General features: G+C 46.0%; 23 protein-coding genes and 1 riboswitch. Of the genes, 10 read left to right on the top strand and 13 right to left on the bottom strand.

The window, feature by feature from the left end; genetic code table 11:
* Positions 1–37: 37 nt before the first annotated feature.
* The 5 genes from ACOJQI_RS03400 to nagA form a co-directional block, all read right to left on the bottom strand.
* Positions 38–4213, bottom strand: coding sequence for a S8 family serine peptidase (locus ACOJQI_RS03400; RefSeq protein ID WP_421383572.1), 4176 nt, complete (start codon positions 4211–4213; stop codon positions 38–40).
* Positions 4214–4583: 370 nt separating this feature from the next.
* Positions 4584–5321: an SIS domain-containing protein gene (locus tag ACOJQI_RS03395; RefSeq protein WP_421383570.1), complete on the bottom strand. Its 738-nt coding sequence runs from the start codon at positions 5319–5321 to the stop codon at positions 4584–4586.
* Between the two features lie 18 nt (positions 5322–5339).
* A complete protein-coding gene (locus tag ACOJQI_RS03390; RefSeq protein ID WP_421383568.1) occupies positions 5340–6068 on the bottom strand; it encodes a GntR family transcriptional regulator in 729 nt (242 codons plus the stop codon).
* 40 nt (positions 6069–6108) lie between these two features.
* Positions 6109–6849 carry a glucosamine-6-phosphate deaminase gene (nagB, locus tag ACOJQI_RS03385; protein ID WP_421383566.1) on the bottom strand — a complete coding sequence of 247 codons (741 nt, stop codon included), beginning with the start codon at positions 6847–6849 and terminating at the stop codon, positions 6109–6111.
* Entirely contained in the window at positions 6846–8045 is a 1200-nt protein-coding gene (gene nagA / locus ACOJQI_RS03380) for an N-acetylglucosamine-6-phosphate deacetylase (protein ID WP_421383564.1), read from the bottom strand. Before nagA ends, nagB begins: the two co-directional genes overlap by 4 nt.
* A 263-nt stretch (positions 8046–8308) precedes the next feature.
* On the opposite strand from nagA, the gene nagE reads away from it, so the two are divergent.
* The 5 genes from nagE to ACOJQI_RS03355 all read left to right on the top strand — a co-directional run bounded on the left by nagE (position 8309) and on the right by ACOJQI_RS03355 (position 15099).
* On the top strand, positions 8309–10210 hold the full coding sequence (gene nagE / locus ACOJQI_RS03375; protein WP_421383562.1) for an N-acetylglucosamine-specific PTS transporter subunit IIBC: 1902 nt from the start codon (positions 8309–8311) through the stop codon (positions 10208–10210).
* Between the two features lie 215 nt (positions 10211–10425).
* Positions 10426–11940 (top strand): spore germination protein, encoded by a 1515-nt coding sequence (locus ACOJQI_RS03370; RefSeq protein WP_421383560.1) that lies wholly within the window; start codon positions 10426–10428, stop codon positions 11938–11940.
* On the top strand, positions 11933–13114 hold the full coding sequence (locus ACOJQI_RS03365; RefSeq protein WP_421383558.1) for a Ger(x)C family spore germination protein: 1182 nt from the start codon (positions 11933–11935) through the stop codon (positions 13112–13114). The genes ACOJQI_RS03370 and ACOJQI_RS03365 overlap by 8 nt, the downstream gene beginning before the upstream one ends.
* A 12-nt stretch (positions 13115–13126) precedes the next feature.
* Positions 13127–14344, top strand: a complete 1218-nt coding sequence (locus tag ACOJQI_RS03360) for a GerAB/ArcD/ProY family transporter (RefSeq protein ID WP_421383556.1) — start codon at positions 13127–13129, stop codon at positions 14342–14344.
* A 356-nt stretch (positions 14345–14700) separates the two neighbouring features.
* A complete protein-coding gene (locus tag ACOJQI_RS03355) occupies positions 14701–15099 on the top strand; it encodes a DUF2512 family protein (protein ID WP_421383554.1) in 399 nt (132 codons plus the stop codon).
* A gap of 67 nt (positions 15100–15166) precedes the next feature.
* Here the strand turns inward: ACOJQI_RS03355 and ACOJQI_RS03350 are convergent, their stop codons facing one another.
* Positions 15167–15436, bottom strand: a complete 270-nt coding sequence (locus ACOJQI_RS03350) for a hypothetical protein (protein ID WP_421383552.1) — start codon at positions 15434–15436, stop codon at positions 15167–15169.
* A 213-nt stretch (positions 15437–15649) separates the two neighbouring features.
* On the opposite strand from ACOJQI_RS03350, the gene ACOJQI_RS03345 reads away from it, so the two are divergent.
* Positions 15650–16687 carry a hypothetical protein gene (locus ACOJQI_RS03345; RefSeq protein WP_421383550.1) on the top strand — a complete coding sequence of 346 codons (1038 nt, stop codon included), beginning with the start codon at positions 15650–15652 and terminating at the stop codon, positions 16685–16687.
* A 63-nt stretch (positions 16688–16750) separates the two neighbouring features.
* Here ACOJQI_RS03345 and ACOJQI_RS03340 read toward each other — a convergent pair whose 3' ends face one another.
* Positions 16751–17005 (bottom strand): hypothetical protein, encoded by a 255-nt coding sequence (locus tag ACOJQI_RS03340; protein WP_421383548.1) that lies wholly within the window; start codon positions 17003–17005, stop codon positions 16751–16753.
* Positions 17006–17147: 142 nt separating this feature from the next.
* A riboswitch (TPP riboswitch) is annotated at positions 17148–17249 on the top strand.
* Positions 17250–17323: 74 nt separating this feature from the next.
* Here ACOJQI_RS03340 and thiT point away from each other — a divergent pair.
* Positions 17324–17920 (top strand): energy-coupled thiamine transporter ThiT, encoded by a 597-nt coding sequence (gene thiT / locus ACOJQI_RS03335; protein ID WP_421383546.1) that lies wholly within the window; start codon positions 17324–17326, stop codon positions 17918–17920.
* Between the two features lie 45 nt (positions 17921–17965).
* Here thiT and ACOJQI_RS03330 read toward each other — a convergent pair whose 3' ends face one another.
* Positions 17966–18838 carry an AraC family transcriptional regulator gene (locus ACOJQI_RS03330; protein ID WP_421383544.1) on the bottom strand — a complete coding sequence of 291 codons (873 nt, stop codon included), beginning with the start codon at positions 18836–18838 and terminating at the stop codon, positions 17966–17968.
* Between the two features lie 90 nt (positions 18839–18928).
* On the bottom strand, positions 18929–19351 hold the full coding sequence (locus tag ACOJQI_RS03325) for a 2-oxoglutarate dehydrogenase E1 (RefSeq protein WP_421383542.1): 423 nt from the start codon (positions 19349–19351) through the stop codon (positions 18929–18931).
* 198 nt (positions 19352–19549) lie between these two features.
* On the opposite strand from ACOJQI_RS03325, the gene ACOJQI_RS03320 reads away from it, so the two are divergent.
* Positions 19550–20893, top strand: a complete 1344-nt coding sequence (locus ACOJQI_RS03320) for a sensor histidine kinase (protein WP_421383540.1) — start codon at positions 19550–19552, stop codon at positions 20891–20893.
* 17 nt (positions 20894–20910) lie between these two features.
* Here the strand turns inward: ACOJQI_RS03320 and ACOJQI_RS03315 are convergent, their stop codons facing one another.
* The 4 genes from ACOJQI_RS03315 to ACOJQI_RS03300 all read right to left on the bottom strand — a co-directional run bounded on the left by ACOJQI_RS03315 (position 20911) and on the right by ACOJQI_RS03300 (position 25535).
* Positions 20911–22419 (bottom strand): MDR family MFS transporter, encoded by a 1509-nt coding sequence (locus ACOJQI_RS03315; protein ID WP_421383538.1) that lies wholly within the window; start codon positions 22417–22419, stop codon positions 20911–20913.
* 178 nt (positions 22420–22597) lie between these two features.
* Positions 22598–24157, bottom strand: coding sequence for a BCCT family transporter (locus ACOJQI_RS03310; RefSeq protein ID WP_421383536.1), 1560 nt, complete (start codon positions 24155–24157; stop codon positions 22598–22600).
* Between the two features lie 119 nt (positions 24158–24276).
* Complete coding sequence (locus ACOJQI_RS03305; protein ID WP_421383534.1) at positions 24277–24768, bottom strand: TspO/MBR family protein; 492 nt, start codon at positions 24766–24768, stop codon at positions 24277–24279.
* Between the two features lie 443 nt (positions 24769–25211).
* Entirely contained in the window at positions 25212–25535 is a 324-nt protein-coding gene (locus ACOJQI_RS03300) for a winged helix-turn-helix transcriptional regulator (protein WP_421383532.1), read from the bottom strand.
* A 165-nt stretch (positions 25536–25700) separates the two neighbouring features.
* On the opposite strand from ACOJQI_RS03300, the gene ACOJQI_RS03295 reads away from it, so the two are divergent.
* Together ACOJQI_RS03295 and ACOJQI_RS03290 are read left to right on the top strand one after the other, a co-directional pair.
* Positions 25701–26105 carry a DoxX family protein gene (locus ACOJQI_RS03295; protein ID WP_421383530.1) on the top strand — a complete coding sequence of 135 codons (405 nt, stop codon included), beginning with the start codon at positions 25701–25703 and terminating at the stop codon, positions 26103–26105.
* A 28-nt stretch (positions 26106–26133) separates the two neighbouring features.
* Positions 26134–26973, top strand: coding sequence for a VOC family protein (locus ACOJQI_RS03290; RefSeq protein WP_421383528.1), 840 nt, complete (start codon positions 26134–26136; stop codon positions 26971–26973).
* Positions 26974–26988 lie beyond the last annotated feature (15 nt).

Here is a 26988-nt window from a genome sequence, read left to right as displayed (position 1 = left end):
ATTACTGGAAACGTTCTCCTCTGCTTGAGCCTGCCGATCAGTCCTGTTTCGGTGCCAGGCCGATCATTTTCAAAAAGTCGCCAATCCCTTTGTTTCCTAGTTTCTCTTTTGGCTGGTTGCCCTTCCCGGCAGCCATTCCTTTTTCCAGGAAGTTCTGCTCAATCATCCGGACATCAGTTTCATCCACCGTTCCATCCTGGTTGATATCGGCACTTGAACCTTCGGCGGCGCCATATTGTTCCACCGCTTCTTTAATATCCCGGATATCAATGACCTGGTCGCCCGTTACATCACCGGCAAGGTTGTCACCAGGATTCTGCCTCCAATAAATACCGTGGTATTCACCATCTACCTCAATGCTTCCCATGACTTTCACCATCTGAGTCAAGTGGCCAGGGATCTCTGCATATACCGTGTAGGCATCTTTGTCAGCCGGAACGAAGAAATCAAATGATCCTCTCTCATCCATTGTTCCTTCAAAGACTTGTCCATCTTTGTTTTCCGCATAGACTTTTGCATTCAATTTTGTCAGATCGTATTTGTTATCAAGGTAGCCTCCCGGTGTCAAAAAGGCTTCAGGAGACATGTTACCTGTCAATTTTGTTCTTGTCGGAATGACCTCTAACTCATGCACATTGTAGGCAGGGATTTTCGTCATTTCCGCCTGTCCGTGTTTTTGGTAGGATAGTTCTTTTAATCTAATCCAAGCACTTTGCGATCTTGCGGAGTCATCGGAAAGCTTGAAGGTTACGTCAAGGAAAGGCATATCCCCGCTCAATCCTTCAAATCCTTCTTTTACAAGGGAAGCTCCTACCTGGACGGAAGAATCAGTTACAGCCGGTTCATCCAGCTTTACTTCTGCTCCATGCTGGTCGGCAAATTCCTGGAATTCCTTATTCACTTTGACTTCTTTCAATTCCAGCGTGTCGACAAGGAAGTCCAGTTTATAATTTCCGGATGTGAAATTCTTTACATTATTGAGATCCATAGTCACAGTCACTTCATCATCCCACTTTAATACGTCCTTATCCAACCGGGCCTCCGCGAATTCCGTCCCTTCTTTGAGGAAGATATACTGAGGTGAATTATGATAATCTGCAGCAGTCGCGATATCCCAAGGGAAAATCCTCAGGTTGTAAGGCTGCGTTTCGTATTCTTCCGGCAGAACACCGAATTTTGTATCCCCATTATCCCCGAGGTTCAGGAATCCCCGGATAAATGGATTTCCGTTCTCGTAATAGGCAGCGGTATTGGATTTCTGTGTATAGTCAAACCCTCTTTCCTGAAGGAGATCAACCGTCTCATCCTTCACAGTTCCATGGACCCAAAGGGCTTTGTGGCCGTCTTCCTCCGTCAGCATATCGTCGCTGACTTCAACCACACCCGGTTCGATATCAAGGTCGACTTCCGGGGATGTGTTATCCACCACGGCGGTGCTTTCATGGCGGTACGTATTTCCATCAGCATCCGTACTGATCATTTCCATTACGTATTCACCTTCCGGGACCTTCTGGACATAATCTGCGACAGGTTGTTTTTCATCACCTGTGAACGGGTAAACCAGCCCTCTATGGCCGAAGAACACAAGATATTCCCTGTCTGGAACAGCAGTTGTTCCATCAAAGCTGCCGACAATACCGACCGGCTTTCCGGTTTCAGCGTCTTTCATGATGATGTCAAACCGTTCCATCGGGCTGTTGAATTTGAAGGCAATGTGCGTCCCCGGCGCATAATACTGATGGAATGGCGTGTTATTCGTGATGGACGGAGCAAGCGGTGCCGCTTCGGCAATCCCTTTTTCCACCACACGGATGGCAAATGGAATCTGGTAGCTGTCTTCCTGATTCTCCTCATTCACCACATGGATGTACCCTTCATAACGCCCTGCCTCGGCGTTTTGCGGCACCACGATTTCAGCATCCAGTTCCGCAGACGCTCCAGCTTGGACCATCAGCTTTTCAGGAACATTCACTTTGATGTTATTGTCCGTGCCATCCTGAACGCCTTCTCTCGCAGCATGGTACTCCACTTCCACTTTAAAAGATTGATCCTGAGTGCCTTTGTTCTCAACCTGGATGTTCCGGCTGTCGGAAATATCCCCGTCTTCTTTATAGTGATTTCCATAACTGATCGATCCTGTCAGCTCTTCAATTTCCACATATTCGCCGTTTTCGATATGATCTGTTTTATCTTTTACGGTAAAAGAAATGTCAGAATGAACAGCCTGATAGGCATCGAGTCGCCCCGTCCCAACTTCATAAACGGAGTAGTCGCTCTTCAAGTCATCCGCTGTATTCATCAGGGCTGTTTTTACCGCGAATGGATCAAGGCCGGGATTTTCTTGTAAAATTAACGCCGCTACACCAGCTACATGCGGAGTCGCCATCGATGTACCATTCAAGCGTGCGTAGGCGGCTGTGAAATCATCTCCGGCTTCCGGGTGGTTCATGAATTCCGGGTATGTGGAGAAAATCGATACCCCCGGTGCGACAAGGTCGGGCTTGATATCATAACTGCTGTTGACCGGCCCTCTTGAACTGAAGTCCGCCAGGGAATCCCCTTCTGTTTTGACTTCCGACAATTCATTGAATGTAATGGAACCTTCTTCTTTCAGCATTTCTCCATCTTCTTTTGAAAGCTGGAATGTCGGGATATATTTCGTGTTCTCCCCTATGTAATAAAGAATTTCTCCCGATTCATTGTTAGAAATGATGACCGCTTCCGCTCCAGCTGCCTTGGCATTCTGCACCTTCGCTTCAAACGTCAGCTCCCCGCGCTGGATGAGGGCCACTTTACCGGTCAGGTCCGTTCCTTCGAAATCTCCGGGTTTACCCAAGCCTGTAAAAACAAGCGGGTACGTTTTGCCTTCCAATGTTTTTAAATCATCGGTAAAATTCTTCGCCATCAGCTTCATCTTATCGATGGATTTATCACCCGCATCTGCACCTATCGCCGGGATCGTCATGGCAGCGTCGCTTGCCCCCACTGTAATTCCAAAGGCACTTGCACCCGGTGAACCAAGCGTTTTTTCAGACGGCCCATTATTTCCTGCCGCTACAACGGACACGACCCCTGAAAGCATCGCATTGTTGATGGCTACGGAAGTTGGATACATCGGGTCGTTGACTGCTGCACCGAGGGAAAGGTTGATAACATCCATCCCATCTGCAACGGCTTTATCGATTCCAGCCAGGACACCATCCGTTGCACCGGAACCGTATGGCCCTAAAACTTTGTAAGCATACAGGTCAACATCAGGCGCTACCCCTTTGACCGCATAATCCACATTGTTTTGTTTATCCGCTGCAATCGTCCCGGAGACGTGAGTCCCGTGAGATGTATAGTAAGAGTTACCGGTATAGCTGAACTCAGGGTTTGAAGTACCCTTCCAGTCGTCATAGGTCGTTTCCATTGGGTCCGCATCATTGTTGACAAAGTCCCAGCCTTTTACCGCAGACGGTTCGATACCTGCCGAATCCGTTCCTTCTTGCCCGCGGTACCCTTTATAGGCGTCGGTCAAGTCAGGGTGCGTATAATCGATACCTGTATCCAGGACACCGACCTTGATTCCTTTTCCGGTTACCCCTTCATCGTGAAGCTTGTCCACTCCGATCTGCGGGATGCTGTCTGCCATCTTCGGCTGTATTTTTTGTTGTTCATCTGCCGGCAGTTCAAGCTGAACCTGGGCGTTGCTCCAGATTCTTTTTACAGCACCGGATGAAAGAAGTTCTTCAACCGCTGTTCCCGGAAGGGTCATTGCCACGCCGTTGAATGCACTCTTATACTCCCGCTTGATTTCAATTTTTCCAGCATCATAGATTGCAGTGCCTCTCTGCTTTTTGAGGCCATTAATATACCCTTTGAATTCTTTATGCGCTTCTTCTACTTTCTCCTGGGCTTTGTTCAGCGCCAGCCTCTTCCCTTTAAGTTCCGCTTTCTTTAGTTCAACTTTAGCCGGTGCCTGGTTGAACTCGACGATTACCTCTACATTATCCGGTGTAGTCGTATTGATCTCCGGTGAAATCGTGAATCCAGGTCCGACCTCAAGCTGCTGAAGCACTTCCCTTTGTTCGTCCGACAGGCTATTCAAGATTTTTTCCGCATCCCCCATCGTCATGGCCGGCTTCTCTGCCAACACATTGTAAGGAACGGATGCTGATAGAATCAGGCCTGCCGCCAGCGTTCCCTTTAAAAACTTCTTATTCCCCTTCATGAAAAATCCCCCTTGCCAGCAAATTGATAGAAAAGTAGAACAACTTTCTATCTTTAATACTAAAGGCGGCATATGTACAGCGTAAATTGGGGTAATCAAAGCGGGACAAACCTCACAGCCATGCCCATTTAACTGGTATATCCCTCTCGAAATCAGCGAAACGCGGGCCCTTTGGTACCCTTCTGAATCGGAAGAACTAGAATCATAGAATAGAGCCTGCACCGTTACCCCAAATCAGCCTCGCTTTAGTACGTTAAACCACTAAGGGGGACTGTCCCTCTTAGCGCGGTGAAGTGCTAAAGGGCGATTACAAACCAATACAAAAAAGCATCCAAATCAGCTTCGGATACTTTCTCGATTTATTTACTTGTTAGCGAACCAGCAGCGGAATCCTGCTTTTATATTTATCGATGAGCTCCTGGTTGTGTTGTTCAGCACCATCGACATTTCCGCTTTTGAAGATCGGAGGGGCGAAACCATCTTGGATCATTTCTTCAACCGCTTCAACCATGATGCCATTGGCGATGGCCGTGCCGATCACAGTGGAGCCTGTCCCGAAGGAAACGTCTAGATTTTCTGCTTCCATAAGAGCATCTCCAACTTCGATATGATTGTCGATCACGAGATCAACCGATTGAAATAAGTACTTGCCGGAATGGTGGCGGGAAGGCTGTGTCTCTGCATATCGCGGAGACGTGATCCCAATGACAAATGCCCCCATGTCCTTCGCAATCCGCGCGACGTCTATCGGTACAGGGTTCCTTCCCGACGTCGAAACAACGATCACGACATCTTCAGGGCGGATGTCCACTTTTGCCATGACCTTCTCTGCCAGATGCTCATCTTTTTCAAGCTTTGAAGAACGGACTGCCCCTTTATGAAGCATAAGATCTTCTACTAAAATCGGGCTGACGGGGACAAGCCCTCCTGCCCGGTAGAATAATTCTTCCCCGAGGATATGGGAGTGCCCGCATCCAAACACATGAATGATTCCATTCTGCTGAATGCACCTTGCGATTTCCCTGCCCGCTGTTTCGATTGCTTTTGCTTCGTTTTTTTCCACTTCTGCTAACAATGAATTCAGCTTTTGAAAGTACTGTTGGAACAAGCTGGCTGCCTCCTTCTGCTATCGATTCATCTGGATTTTGAACTTATAGCGGTCTCCCCGATAAGATGACCTGACATATTCAACAGGGGTACCATCTGAAAGGAATGTATTCCGTTGGATGAGCATGATGGGCGAACCTTCCTGTATCTTCAAAAATTCCGCTTCCATCTCGTCCGCAATGGAGGATTCGATCACCTGTGAGGCATGGTCTATTTTCAAGTCCAACGTCTCTTCAATATAAGCATATAAGGACTGATTGACGATCTGCTCAGTCAGGCCCTTTATAAAGTTCGCCGAAATATAATTCGTTTCAAGAGCCATCGGCATATCATCTGCCATCCGGATCCGCTGGATTTCATAAACAGGCCCATACTCCTGAATACCCAGCTCACGGGCAATATCATTTGTGGCCGGAATGATTTCAAAATTGATCAATTGGCTTCCCGGTTTCATTCCGCGGGAAACCATGTCTTCCGTGAAACTGGTCAGCCCTTGCAGCCCCTGCTCGATCTTCGGCTTCCGTTCGGCTACAAACGTTCCTCTTCCTTGCACCCGATGCAAATATCCTTCATTGACCAATTGCGTAAAAGCCTGCCTGACCGTCATGCGGCTGATTTGGAACTTTTCGGCGTACTCCCTCTCTGCCGGAAGGGAATCGCCAGGTTTCAGCTCACCTTTTTCGATTAGTTCTTTGATGAGTTCCCCTAGTTGATAATAAATGGGAATGGGAGAATTTTTTTTAATCAATTTTCAGGCTGCCTCCTTTCTGCCTTGCCTTTAAATGCCGCTATTTTCGGGCTATGACTCCCTCGGGAATCGCAGCTTTGTCTGCAATTATTGTAACACATGGATGATTCTTCAATATAGACGCCGGAAAGCGTTCATCTACCTCTCCGTTAAAAAGCTTAGCCAACGCATCCCTTTTCTTTTCCCCTGAGGCTAAAAGAAGGATTTCCCTGCTTTTCAAAATCGTCGCAATGCCCATCGTGACCGCTTTGTCCGGCACTTCATCCAAGTTGTCAAAATACCTGGCGTTTGCTTCTCTTGTGGAAGGTGCCAGATCCACAATATGGGTGCTCGATTCAAAAGAAGTACCGGGTTCATTGAAACCGATATGGCCGTTGCTGCCAATCCCAAGAACCTGGAGGTCGATTCCTCCATGCTGCTCAATCTGATTTTCATAGCGAAGGCACTCCTTCTCCATGTCCGCTGCATCACCATTTGGGATATGGGTGTTCAATTTTACAATATCGATATGATTAAACAATTTCTCATCCATGTAATAACGGTAGCTGTTCGGGTTACTGCCGGAAAGACCCACATATTCATCCAGGTTGAACGTGGTCACGTCCCTGTAGGAAGTATAGTTCTGCTTGTGGTCCTCAATCATATATTCATACGTTCCCACCGGTGTGCCTCCAGTTGCAAGGCCGAGATTAATAGCATCTGCTGCACGGACTTTTGCGATGATGAATTCTGCCGCCCGTTTACTCATTTCCTGATAGTCTTTCACTTCTATTAATTTCATTGATCCAGTTCCTCCTTCTTGAATGCAAGCTTTCCTCTGCAGAACGTCATGGCCACTTCCAGCTCCTCGTCCAAAATCACAACATCTGCGTCTTTTCCTTTGGCAAGGCTGCCTTTCCGCTCAAAAATATTTAACTGTTTAGCGGGATTCACCGAGGCCATTTCAATGATTTCCGCCAGGGAGCATCCGGTAAAGTCGATCATATTTTTCACGGCCGCCCCCAGCTTCAAAATGCTGCCGGCAAGAGTCCCGTCACTCAGGACCGCTTTCCCATCGCCAACGGTCACATTCTGTCCGCCCAAATCATAATCACCGTTTTTCAGGCATTTGGCGCGCATGGAATCCGTGATCAAGATAACCCCTTCGCTTCCTTTCTGTTTATAGGCGAGTTTAATCACTTCAGGACGCACATGGATGCCGTCAACAATAAGCTCTGTCTTCAGCTCATCATATAAAAACGCAGCTCCGACCACTCCCGGTTCACGATGGTGGAGCCCTCTCATCTGGTTGAATAAATGGGTGACGTGATTGGCACCTGCCTCCACCGCTTGGCCGACCTCTTCAAACGTCGCATCCGAATGGCCGATCGAGGCAATGACACCGTTATCTTTTAAATACCGGACCATCTCCAGTCCGCCTTCCTGTTCAGGTGCCATCGTCACAAGTTTGATCACACCTTTCGATAGGGCCTGCCATTTCTTGAACAGCTCTATATCCGGATTTACAATATGAGCTGACGGCTGCGCTCCTGCTCTTTTCTCATTAACAAAAGGGCCTTCAAGATGGACTCCGGCGATTTCCGCTTTGCCCGGGTGTTGCTTGTTTTCAATATATTCCCCGGCATTTTCCAACGCTGCTTCTATTTCCGAGCTGCTTTGCGTGATCGTGGTCGCCAGGAAGGTTGTCGTGCCTTCCTTTGGAAGTGTTTCAGCCATCGTGTTCAAGGCTTCTTCGGTCGAATCCATTACATCCGCACCGTTCACCCCGTGAATATGGACATCAATGAATCCGGGAATGGCTTTGCAACCTGGTGGAAGTGAAATGACCTCCCAGTGTTCCTCTTCTTGCAGTTCATCTATTGGACCGATATCGGCAATCTTTTGTTCTATTATTTTTATATATCCATTATGGGCTGTGCCATCTTCAGAATAGATTTGCAGGCCTTTAAGCAAAATAACATTACGATCTGGACTCATGATTTTCCATCCTTTCATTTAGAAGAATTGTAAAATCCATTTCAATTACATCTTATCATCACCATTTTATAGTTGTCTATACCAATTTTACCGATAAAATTATTATCCAGCCAATGAATAATGGTAATAAAGCAATTATAACTTCGCCTTTTGCCTAAATGTTTTTTGAAAATGGTATAGACAACTATATTAAGCGATGTTAAGATAGGCTTGTTCAGAAAAACGCTTTCATGAAATTGATTTTTATAAAAGGAGAGGGTAGTATGTTAGGATTTCTACAACGAATTGGTAAGTCATTGATGCTCCCTATCGCAGTTCTTCCAGCAGCGGGTCTGCTCCTGAGATTTGGGCAGCCTGACTTACTGGATATCCCGTTCATTGCGAATGCCGGGGATGCGATTTTTGCCAATTTAGCACTGATCTTTGCCATCGGGGTGGCAATGGGATTTGCAAAGGATAATAACGGGGCTGCAGCATTGGCCGGGGCCATTGGGTACTTGGTTTTAACAAATGGAGCTGCAGCTCTGGATGAATCAATCAATATGGGGGTACTCGGCGGGATCATCACAGGTATTGTCGCCGGGCTGCTCTATAACCGTTTCCATGATGTAAAACTCCCTGAATGGCTCGGATTCTTCAGCGGACGAAGATTTGTACCGATCGTCACCTCGGTTGCGATGGTTATTATCGCTGGGATTGCCGGAGTGATCTGGCCGCCGATCCAGGCAGGCATCGATGGCCTTGGCAACTGGATTATTGACCTTGGTGCGATTGGTTCCGGTATATTCGGTGTCCTGAACCGCTTGTTGATTCCTTTGGGGCTTCACCATGTATTAAACAGCTTGTTCTGGTTTGAGTTCGGGGAATTCACGAATAATGCCGGAGAAATTGTTTCCGGGGACATCGCCCGTTTCTTCGCGGGAGATCCAACAGCGGGCGGCTATATGACCGGTTTCTTCCCTGTCATGATGTTCGGTCTTCCGGCAGCGGCATTTGCCATCATTGCTGCAGCAAAACCAGAGAGAAGAAAAGCCGTTTCCGGTATGTTCATCGGTCTGGCCCTTACTTCTTTCCTTACAGGTATCACCGAACCAATTGAATTCTCATTCATGTTCGTTGCTCCTCTTTTATATGGAGTACACGCCATCCTGACGGGTATTTCCATGTGGCTGACTTCCCTGCTTGGAATCAGGGATGGATTCACATTCTCAGCCGGCGGCATCGACTATCTGCTGAACTTCAATATTGCGGAAAAGCCGCTCTTGCTTCTATTGATCGGTATCATCTATGCCGCCATTTACTTTGTGGTTTTCTATTTCTTGATCAAAGCATTCAACTTGAAAACTCCAGGGCGTGAAGACGATGCTGAAGAGGTCAACCCGGCCGCTGCTCCAACAGCAGGCAATGACAAATATGAACAGATGGCCAGCCACTTCATCCAGGATATTGGCGGTAAAGAGAATATTACGGCGATTGACAACTGTGCAACACGCCTTCGCCTGAACGTGAAGGATATGACGAAAGTGCAGGATTCTTCATTAAAAACTCATGGCGCCAAAGGCGTCATGAAGCTGAACAAAACCAACCTGCAGATCATTGTAGGAACGGAAGTCGAGTTTGTTGCCGATGCGATGAAACGATTGGACGGTGCGGCCGTTCTAAGCGCTCCCGCTCCTGAGATGGAGGCTGCGCATGAAACTGAGGGATTGAATCCATTGAGCGAAAAAGATTTCGTCATGCCTGTGGACGGAAAGATCATCCCGATCACAGAAGTGGAAGATCAGGTTTTCTCACAAAAAATGATGGGCGACGGTTTTGCGATTGTTCCATCCAAGGGATCTGTGGTTTCTCCGGTAGACGGCGAAATCATCAATGTCTTCCCGACAAAGCATGCCATCGGAATCAAATCTGTTCAAGGATATGAGATTCTCATCCATGTCGGATTGGATACAGTGCAGCTAAACGGACAGGGCTTTGACGTACTGGTCGAGGAAGGCCAGCAAGTAACGAAAGGCCAGGAACTTCTCAAGTTCGACCTTGATTTCATTGAAAAATCAGCTACTTCTGCTGTCACACCGGTCATCTTCACCAACTTAACGAAACTGAACATCAAGAAGAATGACCACGTTAAACAAGGAGAAAGCGGAATTCTTTCAATAGAATAGAACTATATCAAAAAGCAGTGCCCGCGGGCACTGCTTTTTTGTTTAACGCTTTAAACCACTAAAAGGGACAGTCCCTCTTAGTGCATTAACGCATTAACGCAATGGGGGACTGTCCCCTGTTACGTTAATGTGTTAAAGTTCTCTTCTTCCGGAATACTTTTCCTCCTACTTCAGATACTACTAGTAAATTCCAAGTGTTGAGGAGGTTGAGAAAGTTGTTTAGGAAGAAGAAAACGGCTGATAAAGAACCGCTAAACCAAGACAACCCGCCTCAGTCTCCCTTATCTGATGACTTGGAGACGAACATCACGGCCATCATGGATGGGTTCGGACAGAGCTCCGATCTCCAGTACCGGCGGCTGGATCATAATAAAAAAATCATCATTTTTTATATTAACGGCATAACGAACACCGACATCATCAATAAGCATATTGTCGAGCCGCTCCAAGAGACCAATATTGAGGAGCCGGAAGATATCCAGGACGCCGTATCCGTCAACAATCTTCAGATCGAGAAGGACCTGAAAAACATCCTTTCCTCCCTCGCTCAAGGACAGACCGCCATCCTGGCCGATCACTGCCCGGCCGCCTTCGTTGCCCAGACAAGGCAGGTGGAGTCCCGGCCCATCCAGGAGAACAGCACCCAAGCTGTCATCCGCGGGCCGAAGGATAGTTTTTCAGAGAGCATCGAAAAAAACATCGCCCTGCTCCGGTCCAGGATACAGTCCCCTTCTCTCCGTTTCAAAGAAATGACGGTCGGGGAAGTCTCTCAAACAAAAGTGAGCATCGCCTATATCGAGAATATCGTTAACCAAGAAGTACTCAGCGAAGCCATCGAAAGGATTTCAGCCATAAAGATAGATGCCATCCTTGAATCGAGTTATATAGAGGCTTATATCAAAGAAAATGATCTGACACTCTTTCCGACAATCAAAGATTCCGAACGTCCGGACAGTGTGGCAGCAGAGATCCTGGAAGGCAGCGTGGCCATATTTGTAGATGGAACACCATTTATCCTGCTCGCACCCACATCATTCATTCAATTTTTTCAGTCTGCAGAAGACTACTATCAGAGCCAGTACATTGCTTCTTTTTTGAGAGTGATCAGATTGGGGGCCTTTTTCATTTCCATGCTTGCCCCTTCCCTTTACATAGCCATCCTGTCCCATCATCAAGGACTTCTTCCGACCCCTTTTCTAATCAGCATCGTTGCGCAGCGGGAAGGGCTCCCCTTCCCTGTCGTCTTTGAAGCCTTATTGATGGAACTGATTTTTGAGGTGTTGAGGGAAGCGGGTATCCGCATGCCCAAAGCTGTCGGCAGCGCCCTCTCCATCGTCGGCGCCCTGATCATCGGCCAGGCGGCAGTCGATGCCGGTTTTGTGGCGGCTTCCACAGTGATCATCGTTTCAATCACCGCCATCTCGAGCTTCTCACTCCCTTATTACTCAATGGGAACGGTGACAAGGCTGCTTCGTTTTGCTTTTATCATCTGTGCGTCGTTCATAGGACTTTACGGGATCACGATTGCCTTCATACTGATGCTCCTTCATATGGCCAGCCTCCGTTCCTTTGGAATGCCTTATTTGTCGCCGCTGGCTCCCATGAGGAACTCTGAATTGAAGGACAGCATTTTCCGCTTTTCCCTTCGTTCTTTTTTAAAGAGGCCTTACCCGGCAGATAAACGGAACAGAAAACGGGCCAAATCAATTGAAGGTGAATCTAATGGCTAAAAAAATCCTAAGTGCCATCCTGGCGATATTCCTTCTCAGCGGATGTTCCAGCTATAAGGAGACCAACAACCTTGCCATCGTTTTAGGATTCGGCATCGATTATGACATGGAAAAGAAAGAATACGAAGTCACTCTTCAGCTGGTGAATCCGAATGGGGTTGCCAAGACATCCGGAGGGCAGGCAGGAGTACCGGTCATCAACATTAACGGCAAAGGGAGGACATTGACCGAAGCGGCAAGAAATGCCTCAAAATCATTCTCGCGGGTGACGATTTACTCTCACCTGACGCTGATCGTCTTGTCCGAGGAATTCGCGAGGGAAGTCGGGATCAATTTTATATTGGATACGTTTGAAAGGGATGCAAAGGTCCGGACAAACAGCTTGATGGTCATTGCCAAAGGGCAGGCCGCGAAAGAGCTCCTTTCTGTCATACCTGTCATGGATTCCATCCCGGCGACTTCCCTGGTAAAAAAAATCGAATCTACTTCCAGGGTGTTGGGACAAAATCCAAATAACTTTGTGCACAAGGTCATTGGCGGATTAACCAGCAAAGGGCAGGAACCCGTAATTAATGGAGCCTCGAGCGTTGGTGATCTCGAAAAAGGAGCAGGACTTCAAAATATTGAAAGCCTGAAAGATACCTTCATTAAGATCGATGGGATTGGAATCTTCCGGAACGGCGTGCTGGTTGACTGGATGAACGGAGATAAGGCGAAAAGCCTGCAAATCATCAGTAATGAGTTAAAAAGTACAGAAGTGACCCTAGCCTGCGGAGAACAAGGCACCCTGTCGGCCATCACCCGTTTAAAGGCGACCAAAACGAATGTTTCCTATCAGAATGGCAAGGCAAGGATTTCTGTGAAAGTAAGCGGCAATGGCTTTCTGACAGAAATGTTGTGCAATCTTCAATTTGACAAGCCTGAAGTATTGAAGGAAATAGAGAATAGTTTACAAAAAGAAATCGAGCAGAATGTTTTAGAAGGCATCCGGTTTGCTCAAGATAAAGAGAGTGACATCTTTGGATTTGGGGAGATGCTTCACAGGAGCAATCCCAAGCAATGGAAAAAAGCTGAAGACAACTGGAATCAAACGTTCGCAGATGCAACTGTGGAAGTAGAAGCGGACATTTACCTATACGGAACAGGCATGCGGACAAAAGCGTATCCATTTTAATGGAGTGATACCATGAAGAAACAAACTATTGGAGTTAAAGAGTTATTTGCCATGATTGTCCTGTTTGAACTGGGAAGCGCCCTCTTGTTCAGCCTGGGGGCCGATGCCAAGCAAGACGCTTGGCTAGCTGTCTTGGCGGGGCTGATCGCCGGAATATTGATCGCTGGCTTTTACCTGTATTTATATCGATACTCCAACCAGCAAACGCTGACAGTATTTCTAAAAACAGCTTTTGGGAAGTACGCGGGGTGGATACTCGGTTTCTTTTATATCATTTATTTCATTTACATCGCCTCCCGGATTTTCCGGGACTTCATCACCTTGATTACCATGGTTGCCTATGAGGATACATCCTATCTGACCATTGCGATTCCGATTACCCTCTGCGTCATGTATGCAGCCTACAAAGGAATTGAAGTTTTTTCTCGATTTTCCATGATCATTTTTTACATAGTGATGACGTTTCTTTTATTGATTTTTATTTTGGAAATGGCAAGCGGTTTAACTGAATTCAAAAATTTACAGCCGGTAATGGAAAATGGCCCCCTCCCTGTTTTGAAGGCGGCCTACCCCATGCTTGAAACTTTCCCGTATGGGGAATTGATTGTTTTCTTGATGATTTTTCCCTATGTAAAAAAATCGGAGAAAATGACAAAGCCGGTTTTGAAGGCGGTGCTCATAGGAGGTATGATCCTGCTGATTTTCACCTTTATGAACCTATTGATTCTGGGGGCAGATGTATACTCCCGGTCCAGCTTTCCGCTGCTGACGACCGTCAGTTATATAAATATCGGAGAATTCATCCAGCGTCTGGAATCCATGGTTCTCATCATTATGGTATTGCTGGGGTTTGTAAAAATCCACCTGTTCTCCTACGCAGCCATATTGGGAAGCAGCGATTTATTTAACATCCCGAAAAACAAACTGATTTATCCCGTCACATTACTGATTTTGATCAGTTCCATCATGATTGCCTCCAATAACAGCGAGCATCTCAAAGAAGGGCTCAAAACCGTCCCCTTCCTGGTGCATTTTCCGTTTAGATCTACATCCCTGTCGCACTGCTTGCGGCAGCCTGGGTGCGGAAGAAGATGTCCTCTAAGAAGTCCGGCTGATCTTTCTATAGAGGTAAAAAATAAGAGGAAGAAAGTAAATCAACAAGAGAATATAATCTTCACTGGTCGTCATTTGCAAAAACACTTTCTTGGATATAATCAATTCAGTCAGTGAAATATTCTGTGCCAGATCCAAACCAATAATCAAAACAGCCAAGCCGGCACTCAGCAGCACCACCATACCAACAAACCTGAGCTTCACAGAATCACCCCTTTTCAACTATTTTGACTCTAAACACAGATAGTATGTAAGCGGGCCGGTGCTTTAACACACTAAACCACTAAAAGGGACAGTCCCTCTTCGTGCATTAACGCATTAACGCACTGGGGGACTGTTCCCCAGTGCGTTAGTGTGCTAAAGGATTCTTGTGCTCCTCTTCAATAAATTGGCAATGCAAAAAATGGGGCCACACCGAATCTTTGGAATCGCACCGGGTATATATCTACTAAAACCATAAAGGAGGAATAGACTTGGAACACGTAAAAGCTTTAGCCATTAAGTTTGTTATGGTTGCGGTAGTGTTAGGAGTTATTCTTACAGGTATTTTCGGTGTTGAAGTTTCGGATATGCTGACAGTGAGCATCGTGTTGACATTAGCAGCCTATGTACTGGGAGATCTGTTGGTTTTCAAACGGTTGAACGGCGATCAAAAGAAGCGCAATACGATTGCAACTTTATCTGATGCCGGTATCGCTTTTATACTGTTATGGTTTATGGGAACTTCCATGTTTTCCGTGGACAATATCTTTCTCGCATCACTCATTTCAGCCATCGTCCTGGCAGCAGGAGAATGGTTCTTCCACAAGTATCTCGACAATGAAATTTTCAATGACAATAGATCCTACCATTCAGATCCGATTCATCACTAATGAAGGCTGATAGGTATAAAAAAAACACGCTCCCTGCAATCAGGAAGCGTGTTTTTTTTATTAAACTTTATTGAATATGTCCGTTATTTTCCCTGACAATCTCTTTCGCTTGGGAATATTCTCCGTCCTCCACCTTGAATTCCACCACATGCGGTTCATGATGGTCTTCATTAAACGCGTCGTCCCTGCTGAAAGTATCTCTGATCAAATCCCACAAGTTTCTATTGGATTCAGGAACCCTTTCTACCATGACGTCTCTTACATTCAACGTCTGAAGGCTGGCTTTGACATCCTCTGCTTCATTCTCATTTCTAAAATAGGCTTGGATTCTTTGCATTATCTTAATCTCCTCCTGTGATCTTCGTCTAATATTTACATTCCCTCTTTTACTAGAAACTTAAACAGTTTACTTGCCCTTCAAATTGAGGTAGTTAACTGCCTCTTTTAACGACAGCCTGTACACAAACCTATACAAGCCTCTTGCCTTTTACATATTTTATAGTATCGCTGTCATGATAGCAGCGAAATTTTGTATTAGGAGGTTATTAGATTGCCTTGTGAAAATTGCCCAGCAGATTTAAATCAGGATGTCTGTATCACGATAGGGACGGAACCCGAGCTTTCTTACGGGGTTGAGTTTGTAGGGTTGTCAAATGATTTGATAAACAACCTTACACTCGTCGACTACCGGGTTTGCAACTGCAACCCTGGAGCACAACGTTCCGGAATCAGTCATATCAACTTTGAAATCTGTCCTAACGGAACAGGTCCTACAGTGAATATAACTGAAACTCTAGATGAAAACGAAGATTTCGTTAACGCTGTAGAAATCCTACGAGCAGGACAAGAGTTTGCTTTCCCGGCAGTAAAACTGGAGTTTGATCCAGCTGTCGAACCTGGTCAGTGTGTAACGGTTACAATTGTTTATAATGGAATCTTTACGCAACTCGAAGACGGAAATGTAGGTGTGAAAATTGGGGGAGATCGATTTGTAATCGGTGTTACTGCTGATTCTGCTTTCGGCCTGCCGCTGCTTGCATGTGAACAGGAATTCGAATGTCCGGACGGCTGCCAAGACTTGTGTGAAACTGCGGGAGAAAGCACTCTTCCTATTCCGCCATGTATTGGTCCAACCCTTCCTACAGCAGAATGCTTCGAACAAACTGTCGGTGACTCTGAAGTATTGAATTACTGTGTCGTACTTGGTGAGGATGATGAAGCCCCTGTCGTTGATACATGTAACAACAGAGCCATCTTCCCAACATGTAATGGCCCAATTCAATGTTGTATCGAAACACCTTATATCCTCTTCCCATCTGTTACGGTCAATATCCTTAACGGAACAGATGTCACTTACGAGGGCTGTGAAGGAGAGACAACAACAACGGTCCCATGTATTAACTCTGTCACTTTCGAAAACCAATTCTGCTTCTTCTGCCCAGATGTAACAGTAGATGAACTGGAAGATTTCCTAGCGGGCGAAGATTTTGATCCATGTGACCTTGTCAGCTTTGATGATGTTAACGGAACAGTATCCTTTGTCTGTCCAGTACTTCCTGACAACGGGAATGGAAACGGAAACGGTTAATCCCATTTAAAAAAATCCCTCTTGGACATTGATCCAAGGGGATTTTTAAATTAGATAATCCATTCAACGCACACGACCATTATGCTCCCTTAATATCGAATGGGCCTTGTCATAATCATCATCCGAAACATCAGCCTCTACCATACGAGGATCCTTGTGATGCTTCTCCCCGCTGAAAAGATCTCCCGCAATATCACTTATATTTCTGCCATCAGGTACGTCCTCCAGCATTCCGTCTTCCACAGTGAGTGATTGCAGCTTGTTCCTGGCATTTTGCGCGTCGGTTTCATTTTCAAAATAAGCTTTTATTTTCTTCAATGATTTCACTCCTCTCAATCGCACACTTTCTTTTACTTTTTCCTATCTGGAGGACTATGAAACTATTTTGGCTGCGCCGCGATAAAACACTTTATCTTTCTCTCCTCCCCCTATATAATGGAAATTGAAAATTACATAGTACGTTGACCACAAGGGGAGCGGATTGCTGAGAGTGAACATTGATTGTTCTGACCCTTTGAACCTGTTAGTTAATGCTAGCGCAGGGATGTGGACCGGATGGACATCCATTGTCTGTCCGCCTGTCATGTTCTCCCTTATGGTTGTCGTATTACAACTTGTGATAAGGGGGATTTTCTTATGTCAAAAATGAAGTTACAACCAATGATTGAGGCTTCCATATTTGCAGCGCTCGCTGTAATTCTGGATCTGCTGCCATCCATCAGGCTGTCTCCGGCGATTTCCATTTCTTTTGCGATGGTACCGATTTTCATCGTCGCATTCAGATGGGGGTTAAGGGTCGGCTTGGTATCCGGATTCCTATGGGGGCTGCTGCAAGTGGTGCTCGGGGATGTTTGGTTCCTGACTCCACTTCAATTTGCGATTGAGTACTTTGTGGCGTTTGCCTTTGTAGGCTTCGCAGGCCTGCTTTACCATCCAATTCAGAGAAGTCTGCAAAACGGCGACCGCAAGAAACTGCTGGGATGGGTCATGACCGGCGTCATCGTCGGCAGTATCGCTCGTTACTTCTGGCATTTCGTCGCAGGGTTCATTTTCTGGGGAGAAAGTGCGCCTGAAGGCCAATCCGCTGTGATGTATTCTTTCATTGCCAATGGCACAACGGTTCTCGGCGCCATCATTTTCTGCTCGCTTGTTCTGGCCCTGCTGGCAGGCAGCCTGCCGCGTCTATTAACAACCGGTTCGACAGCTTGGAATATGGATCGGAAAGCTTCATAAAAAAAGATGGTACATCTGTTTAGGCATAAGATGTACCATCTTTTTTTATCTTGTCAGAACCGGAATCCAAATTTCACTTTTAAAGTCAGGGGAACTGATATCCCTTTGCTCATTCCATAAAATCTCCGGGCCCTCTGCTTGCTCGTAAGGTGCTGAAGGGAACCATTCTGAATAGATGCGGCCCCAGATATTCTGAAGAGTGCCAGGAAAAGGGCCCACCGATTCAAATACAGCCCATGTGGATGCCGGAACTTCCAGGCTCTCAAAATATTCCGGACATCCCATTGTTGTAGCAGCTCCAATATAGTGATCGAGTTCCCCCTTTTCTTCCATTCTTCCTTCCGAGAAATTCACAGAGGCACTGATGATCCCTGATGGCTCAATATTCGATAACTGCTTCATCCTCTTGATAATATCTTCGTTCAAACTCCTCCACATTGCGTCAATCTCCGGGTTGGCTCCATTAAAAATAATAGGCACTCTCTTCTTTATTCCCGCAATTTGAAACGGTCCTTTTTCTTCAATCCGATAGTTCATTTCTGTCCCTCCATCTATTGTTAATTGGAAGGTCATTTTTGGAAATGCTTTGAGCAATTGGCCATTCCTCCTGGCTTCGGAAGGTGTTATCCCATGATAGTCTTTAAAGGCTCTTGAAAAAGCATCCGGGGACTGGTAACCATATTTTACTGCAACGTCTATTACTCTTAAGCCATCATTTTTTAAATCACCCGCAGCACAGGTAAGCCTTCTTCGGCGGATATATTCCGACAGGGAAAGTCCAGCCAGGTATGAAAACATCCGTTGAAAGTGATATTCAGAACATAATGCCTTCTTTGCAGCCTCTTTTAAATGAATTTCCCCATCGAGGTTGTCTTCAATATATTTCATGGCTTCATTCATATGCTTTAAAGAATCCATAATATGACCTCCTTTCAACACTAGAATAGCAGGACCATGACCATGCCACCCGGTATTTCCTGCCTGATATTGCAGGGTTCAGTCTCACTTTTACAAAAGAAAATCACCACCATACTCCCACACTCCAAGCTGCCCTTTGGCAGGAACAAATTCATCCAGCAGCCGCATGCCTTCAACCTCCCATGCATAAGAACCAATCCGATAATCGCCCAAAAGCAATTCCGTTCCAGTGATTACGCGCCCATCTTCCAATACGGCCATTCCGCTGCCGGTTTCTATTACTTTTATACAGTTTAGCAGGCTGCATACCCCGATGATCTGCCCGGTCGGCAGACTTTCAACTGATTCACCATGTTTTCCTAATAACTCCTGCACTTTCGGATGTCTGCAGGCAGATTTATCCACTTTTTTGCTGGTATGTATAACGAGCCTGCCCCTGTAGTTCGTTTTCCACGTCCTCGTTTCAAACTCTGTCTCTCCCAAGACAAACAAGCTGGCCCACGGCTGTATCATCGTTAAAACCTTCATTTCACCGCCCCGCTTTCTGTTCCTTACACCCTTTTCATTAACAGTATTCGCCTAATCAGTGCAGAGAATCCAATTGCCAAAATATACATCGCCGCAACTCTCTATTGTAAGCTCCTGTATAATTATGTAGAATTTTGTAGAAAGGTCTTTTTTACATACATAGAAAAAAAGGAGGTTGTAACGATGAAATTAAACGGTAAAATCAAACTCATTATTATTCTTTCAGTTACAATCCTCCTCTGCCTGACAACTATCAATATATTAGTTTCTTATTTTACAGCTAAAAAGGCGGCTGAGATATCAGTGGCCAACAATGCGCTGGAGATGGCCCGGTCCATCGCCGAATCCATGGATACAGCTGCCTATGAGCGCTTTCTTGAAAATCCCGAGAGAAATGAAGATTACTGGCGGATAAGGGAGAAGCTTTACGAAGCCAAGCAAAATACAGCTGCCCTGTATGTCTATACCCTTGCCTTCGAAGATGCGGACTCACGCCCCAAAGTCATGATCGCCGGTTTCCCAAGAGACAATAAACCATACTATGATATCGGCATGGACTGCATGGTCCCTACCGATCAAATCCAGAGGGCCTACAAAGGCCTGGCTTATTTTACTGGTAAAATTGATGACCCTCATTACGGGGAGTATATTTCAGCCGGAAGCCCGATTCTTAATGACCAAGGGGAGACAATCGGGTTTCTCAGCATCGATATCTCCACATCAAGGCTCGACCGGATCGGGGATACCGTTATTAAAAACAGCATTCCCGGCTTTATTCTCAGCGGAATCTTGGTTCTTGTACTGCTGATGACGTTCATCCTCATTCAAAAATGGTACAACCGCGAATTGAAAAGCCAGATCGGTGATACGGAAAAAACCTATCACTCAGAAATCCACTCACTGATTCAATCTGTCCGGTCTTTGCGGCATGATTTTGCCAATCATATTCAGGTTTTGAACGGACTGCTGAAACTCGGTAAGCATCAAGAAGCATTGGAGTATTCGGATTCCATGCGTGAAGAAGCACAACTTCTGTATAAAATCCCGATCCAATCTTCCAATCCGGCGCTATCCGTGCTCTTCCAGACCAAATCACTGGCAGCGCAAAGCCAGAATATTGACATACAATTTAACAACTCTGATTCTTCTTTTGAAAATCTGCGGACAACTGATTTAATCAAGCTGCTGTCGAATTTGATTGATAATGCGATTGATGCAGCAAGCGAGCTGCCAAAAGGGGAACGGAAAATAGAAGTCACATGTGAAGATGTTAATGAGGAATATGTTTTCCGAATTTCCAACAGCGGGCCTCCCATTCCGCCTGAAGCAAAAGATAAAATCTTCATTGCCGGCTTCTCCACTAAAGCCAAGAGCCATGCCAATAAAAAAGTGAGAGGCCAGGGTCTGTACATCGTCAAGCAAATCGTTGAAAAATACAATGGCCGGATTTCATTGGAATCAGAAAACAATAAAACCACATTCGAAATCAGGCTCCCAGCTAAAAGAAAGGACGGCTCCTTGTTATAGGAACCGTCCTTTTATTTTCATTTACTTTCCTGTTTTCCTTCCACTTCAAGCCGGCTGCCCCCCATCAAATACACAAAAATCAGGGCAATCCCCAAGGGAATCAAAGCATACGCAAAAGTCGTGGTGATGGAATCCGACATGGCTGTCGTGATTTTTTCCAGAACAAAATCAGGAATCTTCTCCCGCATCTCCGGTTCAAAAAGGCTCCTCGGATCACCAGTCGGAAAACCTCCGCCTGACTGCCCCTCGAATGCCGACTCCAGATTGCTGGTGAAGAACTTCGTCTGCAAGGTTCCGAACACCGTGATCCCGATCGTCATGCCCAACGACCGGAAAAAGGCATTTGTAGAGTTGGCCGAACCTCTGTATCTTGGATCAAGCTTATGAATGGTGGCATTAGGCAGTAATGAAAAAGAAAAACCGACCCCAAATCCGCTGAGGACCATATAAATCGTCAGCAGCCACCTGCTTGTATCGGGCCCCATCGTAGCAAGCAGGACCATCCCGGCAATGAAGGATATAATCGACAGCCACATGATGCTCCGGTAGCTGTTTTTCGTCATCCGGATTCCCGCCACAGCACTGCCCGCAACAGAGCCAAGCATTAATGGCGTCAAGATCAGCCCGGCATTCGTAGCAGAGCCGCCATAAACAGCCTGAACGAAAATCGGGATGAGGATGGTTAAGATAATGAACGCTGATCCATATAAAAATGCCAGAGCTTGAGCTGAAGCAAACAGCGGACTCTTGAACATCCAGAAAGAGATGATCGGCTCCGCCGCTTTCCGTTCAATGAACAAGAAGCTGATAAAGAAAATCAGGAAGGAACCGAACAAACTAATAATCTGCCACGAGCTCCAGGAAAACTCATTCCCGCCAAGCTCAAGGGCAAACATCAAGCTGACCACCGCCACAACAAGCGTGATGGCTCCGCCCCAGTCAATCCGTTCCTCTGACCGCTGAGGAGATTCCCTGTAGGCTGTCACAATGAAAAATAAAGACAGAAGGCCTATCGGGACATTCACATAGAACACCCAGTGCCAGCTGAGATTATCTGTCAGAAAGGCGCCGATCAAAGGTCCGAACACGGACGCTGAACCGAACACTGCTCCCAGTATCCCCGTCATCTTCCCTCTTTTTTCAGGAGGAAAAATATCAAATACGATCGTGAAGGCAATCGGCAGCAGCGCTCCGCCACCTATCCCCTGGATGGCCCTGAAAATACTCAACTGCACAATATCCTGGGCAATCCCGCAAAGGGCCGATCCGATAAGAAAGATAGAAAGACCAAAAATATAAAAGCGTTTGCGTCCATACATATCGGACAGTTTCCCGAAAATCGGCATACCGGCCATGACTGCGACCATGTAGGCGGAAGTCACCCACACGAATTTGTCCAGGCCCCCAAGATCGGAAACAATCGACCCCAGCGCGGTCGCGACAATCGTATTATCCATCGCGGACATCAAAATCCCAAGCAGCAGCCCGGCAAGAGCCAGCCTCATATTGCTCTCTTTTGCGACCACTCTCATCACCCCTTCTTATGTAAATCAAATCATATACCACTTTATTATAGTCCTCTCCCTGTTAATGTCCAGATACAAAAGTTACGCTTTACCGCACTACCGCGGCGGGGAACATTCCCCTCAAAAGAAAAAGCCTGAATTCAACTCGCATCCGTTGAATTCAAGCTTTCCATGCAGCTTAAGAAGCTGCCTTCTTTTGATCGTTTCTTTTGATATTATATTTCCAAGCTTCATCCTGATCCATCATCTTCTTCGCCGCATAGATGAGGATGAATTGTACCACGATGATCGGCAGTCCCATCAATCCGGAAATGACGGACAACGGAGGCAGACCGCCAATCCGCATGAGGATCAAGGAAAACACAGTGATGACGCCTGCGATGATGATGCGCAGCAGTTTCGTCGGTTCAAACTTGCTCATGTCCCTCGTGCTTGTATAGGCGGCTACTGTATAAGTAGTAGAATCAAGGGTCGTTGTCAGGAAAATGAGTGCAACCACTATGAACACGATAATGGAGAAATCCCCAAACGGAAGTGTCGATAGAATCTCTGGAATCGCGGCCATCCGCTCTTCTTCCTGGACAAAGGACAAGATGGACAAATCCCCTGTCAAATAACGGTGAACGCCCAGGCCTCCAAGAACCCCAGTTGCTGCCCAAGATAATAATGTCGGGGCTAAGAGATAAGTAAGAATCATTTCTTTAATCGTCCTGCCTTTGGAAATCTTGGCAGCGAAGACACTGTGAAGCATGGCCCAGGTTGCACTGTAGGCAAACCAGAACACCGTATTGCTTTGAATATATGAGGCTTCCCCAAGGTGAACCGAATCTGTATTTAATGAAAAGTGAAGATAGTTAGTCAGCAAGAAAGAAACACTATCAGAAAAATAATTCAATATAAATACGCCGGGTCCGGCAATCAAAACGAATAAGGCAAAAAGCCCCGCCAGATACATGTTCAGTGTGCTCAGTCTCTTGATTCCTTTGTCGATCCCGAGATAGGCACTCAATGAAAATAGAAAGACCCAAATAATCGTGACGATGATCGTCATGCCGAAGGTGACTTCTATATTAAGAAGTGCCGAAAGGTTGTGCGTAATGATAGGCGCACCAAGGCCAAGGGTAACCGCAGCCCCTGTCAAAATACTTAAAAGAAACAGGATATCAAGGGATTTACCTCCCCATCCATCGGTGAATTTATCCCCAAATATCACTCGGCATGCTTCTGATATCCTCATCAGCGGGCGTTTCTTCACATGAAGCACATACCCCATCGCAGGAGCGATCATCACGAATATAGCAAATACCTGGAACCCCCACAGAAACATACTATAGGCATTTCCCCACAAAAGCGCCTCGGCTGAACCGGGCTCAACACCCACAGGCGGCTCATTTGCAACAGACGTCCATTGCAGCATGCCCGTCCGCATGATGGTGGATCCTACTCCCATGGCAATTAAAATGGATGCATATTCAAACATGGTAAAATGGGGCTTCTCATTTGGATCCCCTAACACAATCTGTCCATATTTAGAAAAAGAAAAATAGATGGCCGCTGCGACTAGAAGAAGTCCATACCAAAGATATCCCCATCCAAAAACGGAAACAATCGAATCGAATATGTAATTGAGCAGCTCCAGCGACTCTGATTCATACAGGGCAAGTGGAATCCCAATGCCTATCAGAATCAACAGTGATGGAATAAATATTTTGTAATCAATCAAACTTTTGGAACGCATATTTCCTCCTATGACTTTTTTGAAAATTGACTTATTTCATTTACCCTTCTCCTGCTGACTTCAAACACTTCTCCATAGAAAAAGCAGCGGGGGCAACCCTCCACTGCTTTGATAAAAAATTATGATTTGTTCAACTGCCAGGTACTGTAGTTGAGGCCAAGCGCATAGCTCACCCAGAGCACATATGGAACCATCATTGCCCCTGCTGCTTTGTCCTTCTGGAAAAACTTATACGTGGTCAGCGTAATGGACGTCAGCAGGATGCAAATCTCTGTAAAAGCCGTCCCCCGCAATCCCCATCGGAAGAAAAGGAAAGACCATAAGAAATTCAGGCCCAGCTGTATATCATAGAGCGATTCTGCCTTCTTCGTCGGCTCCTCTTTCATGGAAACCCGGTTTTTCGCCGTTCCCATCAACGTGTAAAGAGTTGTCCATGCTACGGGAAATACCCACGATGGAGGAGAAAAATCCGGCTTCTTCAGATTACTGTAGATTTTCTTCGCATTCCTGGTTGCCAGAAAACCGGTCACCATTCCGCCAACCACCGGTATCAAAATATCTTTAGCCAATTTTGCCTTATTGATTTTGCCATCCACCTCAAATATGTTCACTCCATCACCTCTTTTGTTCTTTCTTCTTATCTTGCCTAATTCCCGGAGTGGGAAACATTAGAATTGGCCCATAAGGGGTGCTGCGAGGTTCTGAGGACATGGATGATACTCAAGTGCCTGGACCATGCCCTCTAGTCGACATTCTGACGGCACTGATTTGGGTCCATTGTTAAATCCATGACGTCTCCTCGACATTCTGACGGCATCGATTTCCTCAAATTCAAAATCGACAACCTCATTGACGCTCTTTGACGGCATCGATTTCCTCAAATTCAAAATCGACAACCTCATTGACGCTCTTTGACGGCATCGGTTTCCTCAAATTCAAAATCGACGACCCCATTGGCGCTCTTTTAAATAAAAAAGCCCGGTTCCACAGCGAACCAGACTCTCCCAAAAATAAAAGGACACAAAAAGCATCCTGAATGCTCCCTGTATCCTTCTTATTCCGAGTCACTCACCGGCTCGAGCCAGGTCTGTGACCATTTTTCTATATCTCGTATCAGGGGCTCCAATGCCAGCCCTTTGTCAGTCAGTGAATATTCAATGCGGACTGGAGTTTCCGGATAAACATCCCTCTTCACGATGCCTTCAGTCTCCAATTCCTTTAACCTCTCTGACAGCACCCGGTTACTGACACCAGTACCAGAGCTGATAGCGCTGAAACGCTGAGGACCCGCCAGCAGCTGGTAAACAATGATTCCCGTCCACCTTTGGCTTATTAAACCCATCGCTTTTTCGAATCTTGGACAAATTGATGTATCCATCGAGATCATCTCCTTATCCTCTATTATACCCAAACTTAATTAGAAACTAAATTACTTTTATCTAAAAAGGCACTTGACGTAATCAAGTATTGAAAATATAATAGGTTACATAAAGTAACTTAATAAACATTAGTTATAAAATAATTTTATAAGGAGAGAATAATCATGATTAAAAACGAAGCAGCTGCAGCCATCATCCGAATCTTTTTAGGCGCAACCTTCTTTATCCATGGCCTTGCCAAGTTTCAGGGAGGCATTGAAAATACGGTAGGATTCTTTGACAGTCTAGGTCTGCCAGGATTCACCGCATATGTGGTAGCCCTGATTGAATTGATCGGCGGTCTTGCCTTGTTACTTGGAATTGGCACCAGAGTCGTTTCCATCCTATTTGCCGTTATTATGCTGGTGGCCACCTTCAAGGTGAAATTGGCTGGAGGATTCCTTGGAAACGGCCAGGGAGCGGGCTTTGAACTTGACTTGGCTTTGCTGGCAATGGCTATTTTCCTGGTTGTAACAAACAAATCTTCTCTAGCTCTCGATAATGTACTATTTCAATCTCGGGAAGCTTAAATCACTTTTTAAAAGGAAGGTGTTAAAAATGAACTTCCATCAAGAACCTCTGACATTTGTCGGGACCGTAAATTTAAAAGTACAAAATTTAGAACGCTCCCTTCTTTTTTATAAAGAAGTCATCGGCTTTAAAATATTGGAACAAACGGAAACAACGGCCAGCCTGACAGCAGACGGAAAAGCTCCCCTGCTGACCATCGAGCAGCCCGGCGATATCGTCCCTCAAACGGGCAGGACAACGGGGTTGTATCACTTCGCAATCCTTCTGCCAACACGGGCAGACTTAGCGAATATCGTCCAGTACTTTGCCGAAATCGGTCTGCGCCTTGGTTCATCAGATCACCTTGTCAGTGAGGCGCTGTATTTCTCTGATCCAGATGGAAACGGGATTGAAATTTACGCTGACCGTCCTGCTTCTGAGTGGGATTGGAACAACGGAGAAGTGCATATGACGGTTGATCCATTGGATTTCAAAGAACTTCTTTCCATTAAAAGAGAACATCCATGGAACGGCCTGCCAACTGGAACTGTAATGGGCCACATCCATCTGCACGTATCCGAACTGCCGAAAACAGAGGAATTTTATACAAAAGGACTCGGATTCGAAGTGGTCTCCCGCTTTGGCAATCAAGCCCTGTTTATTTCAACAGGCAAGTACCATCACCACATCGGGTTGAATACCTGGAATGGTGTCGGTGCCCCGCCGCCTGCAGCCAATAGTGTCGGACTACAATCTTACACATTAGTGCTGCCAAGTGAAGAAAAAAGAAATGAAATTGTGAATCAGCTCAAAAGTATCGGTGCCCATGTAACAGAGGACTTCATGACTGAAGATCCTTCAGGCAACCGCATCCTATTGAAAGTTTAAGAACAGAAGGTGAAC

This window comes from Bacillus salacetis (assembly GCF_049177075.1).
GTDB lineage: Bacteria > Bacillota > Bacilli > Bacillales > Bacillaceae_B > Rossellomorea > Rossellomorea salacetis_A.
The sequence above is the reverse complement of the archived record's forward strand: the minus strand, read 5'-3'. Positions and strand labels throughout refer to the sequence as shown.

Bases quoted from the DNA above. Each gene is read 5' to 3' on its own strand.
- ACOJQI_RS03400 (WP_421383572.1), bottom strand. From the start codon at position 4,213: ATGAAGGGGAATAAGAAGTTTTTAAAGGGAACGCTGGCGGCAGGCCTG.
- ACOJQI_RS03295 (WP_421383530.1), top strand. From the start codon at position 25,701: ATGATTAAAAACGAAGCAGCTGCAGCCATCATCCGAATCTTTTTAGGC.
- nagA (WP_421383564.1), bottom strand. From the start codon at position 8,045: ATGAGTCCAGATCGTAATGTTATTTTGCTTAAAGGCCTGCAAATCTAT.
- nagB (WP_421383566.1), bottom strand. From the start codon at position 6,849: ATGAAATTAATAGAAGTGAAAGACTATCAGGAAATGAGTAAACGGGCG.
- ACOJQI_RS03360 (WP_421383556.1), top strand. From the start codon at position 13,127: ATGAAGAAACAAACTATTGGAGTTAAAGAGTTATTTGCCATGATTGTC.
- ACOJQI_RS03330 (WP_421383544.1), bottom strand. From the start codon at position 18,838: ATGGATTCTTTAAAGCATATGAATGAAGCCATGAAATATATTGAAGAC.
- ACOJQI_RS03325 (WP_421383542.1), bottom strand. From the start codon at position 19,351: ATGATACAGCCGTGGGCCAGCTTGTTTGTCTTGGGAGAGACAGAGTTT.
- ACOJQI_RS03290 (WP_421383528.1), top strand. From the start codon at position 26,134: ATGAACTTCCATCAAGAACCTCTGACATTTGTCGGGACCGTAAATTTA.
- ACOJQI_RS03365 (WP_421383558.1), top strand. From the start codon at position 11,933: ATGGCTAAAAAAATCCTAAGTGCCATCCTGGCGATATTCCTTCTCAGC.
- ACOJQI_RS03350 (WP_421383552.1), bottom strand. From the start codon at position 15,436: ATGCAAAGAATCCAAGCCTATTTTAGAAATGAGAATGAAGCAGAGGAT.
- ACOJQI_RS03310 (WP_421383536.1), bottom strand. From the start codon at position 24,157: ATGCGTTCCAAAAGTTTGATTGATTACAAAATATTTATTCCATCACTG.
- thiT (WP_421383546.1), top strand. From the start codon at position 17,324: ATGTCAAAAATGAAGTTACAACCAATGATTGAGGCTTCCATATTTGCA.
- nagE (WP_421383562.1), top strand. From the start codon at position 8,309: ATGTTAGGATTTCTACAACGAATTGGTAAGTCATTGATGCTCCCTATC.
- ACOJQI_RS03300 (WP_421383532.1), bottom strand. From the start codon at position 25,535: ATGGATACATCAATTTGTCCAAGATTCGAAAAAGCGATGGGTTTAATA.
- ACOJQI_RS03320 (WP_421383540.1), top strand. From the start codon at position 19,550: ATGAAATTAAACGGTAAAATCAAACTCATTATTATTCTTTCAGTTACA.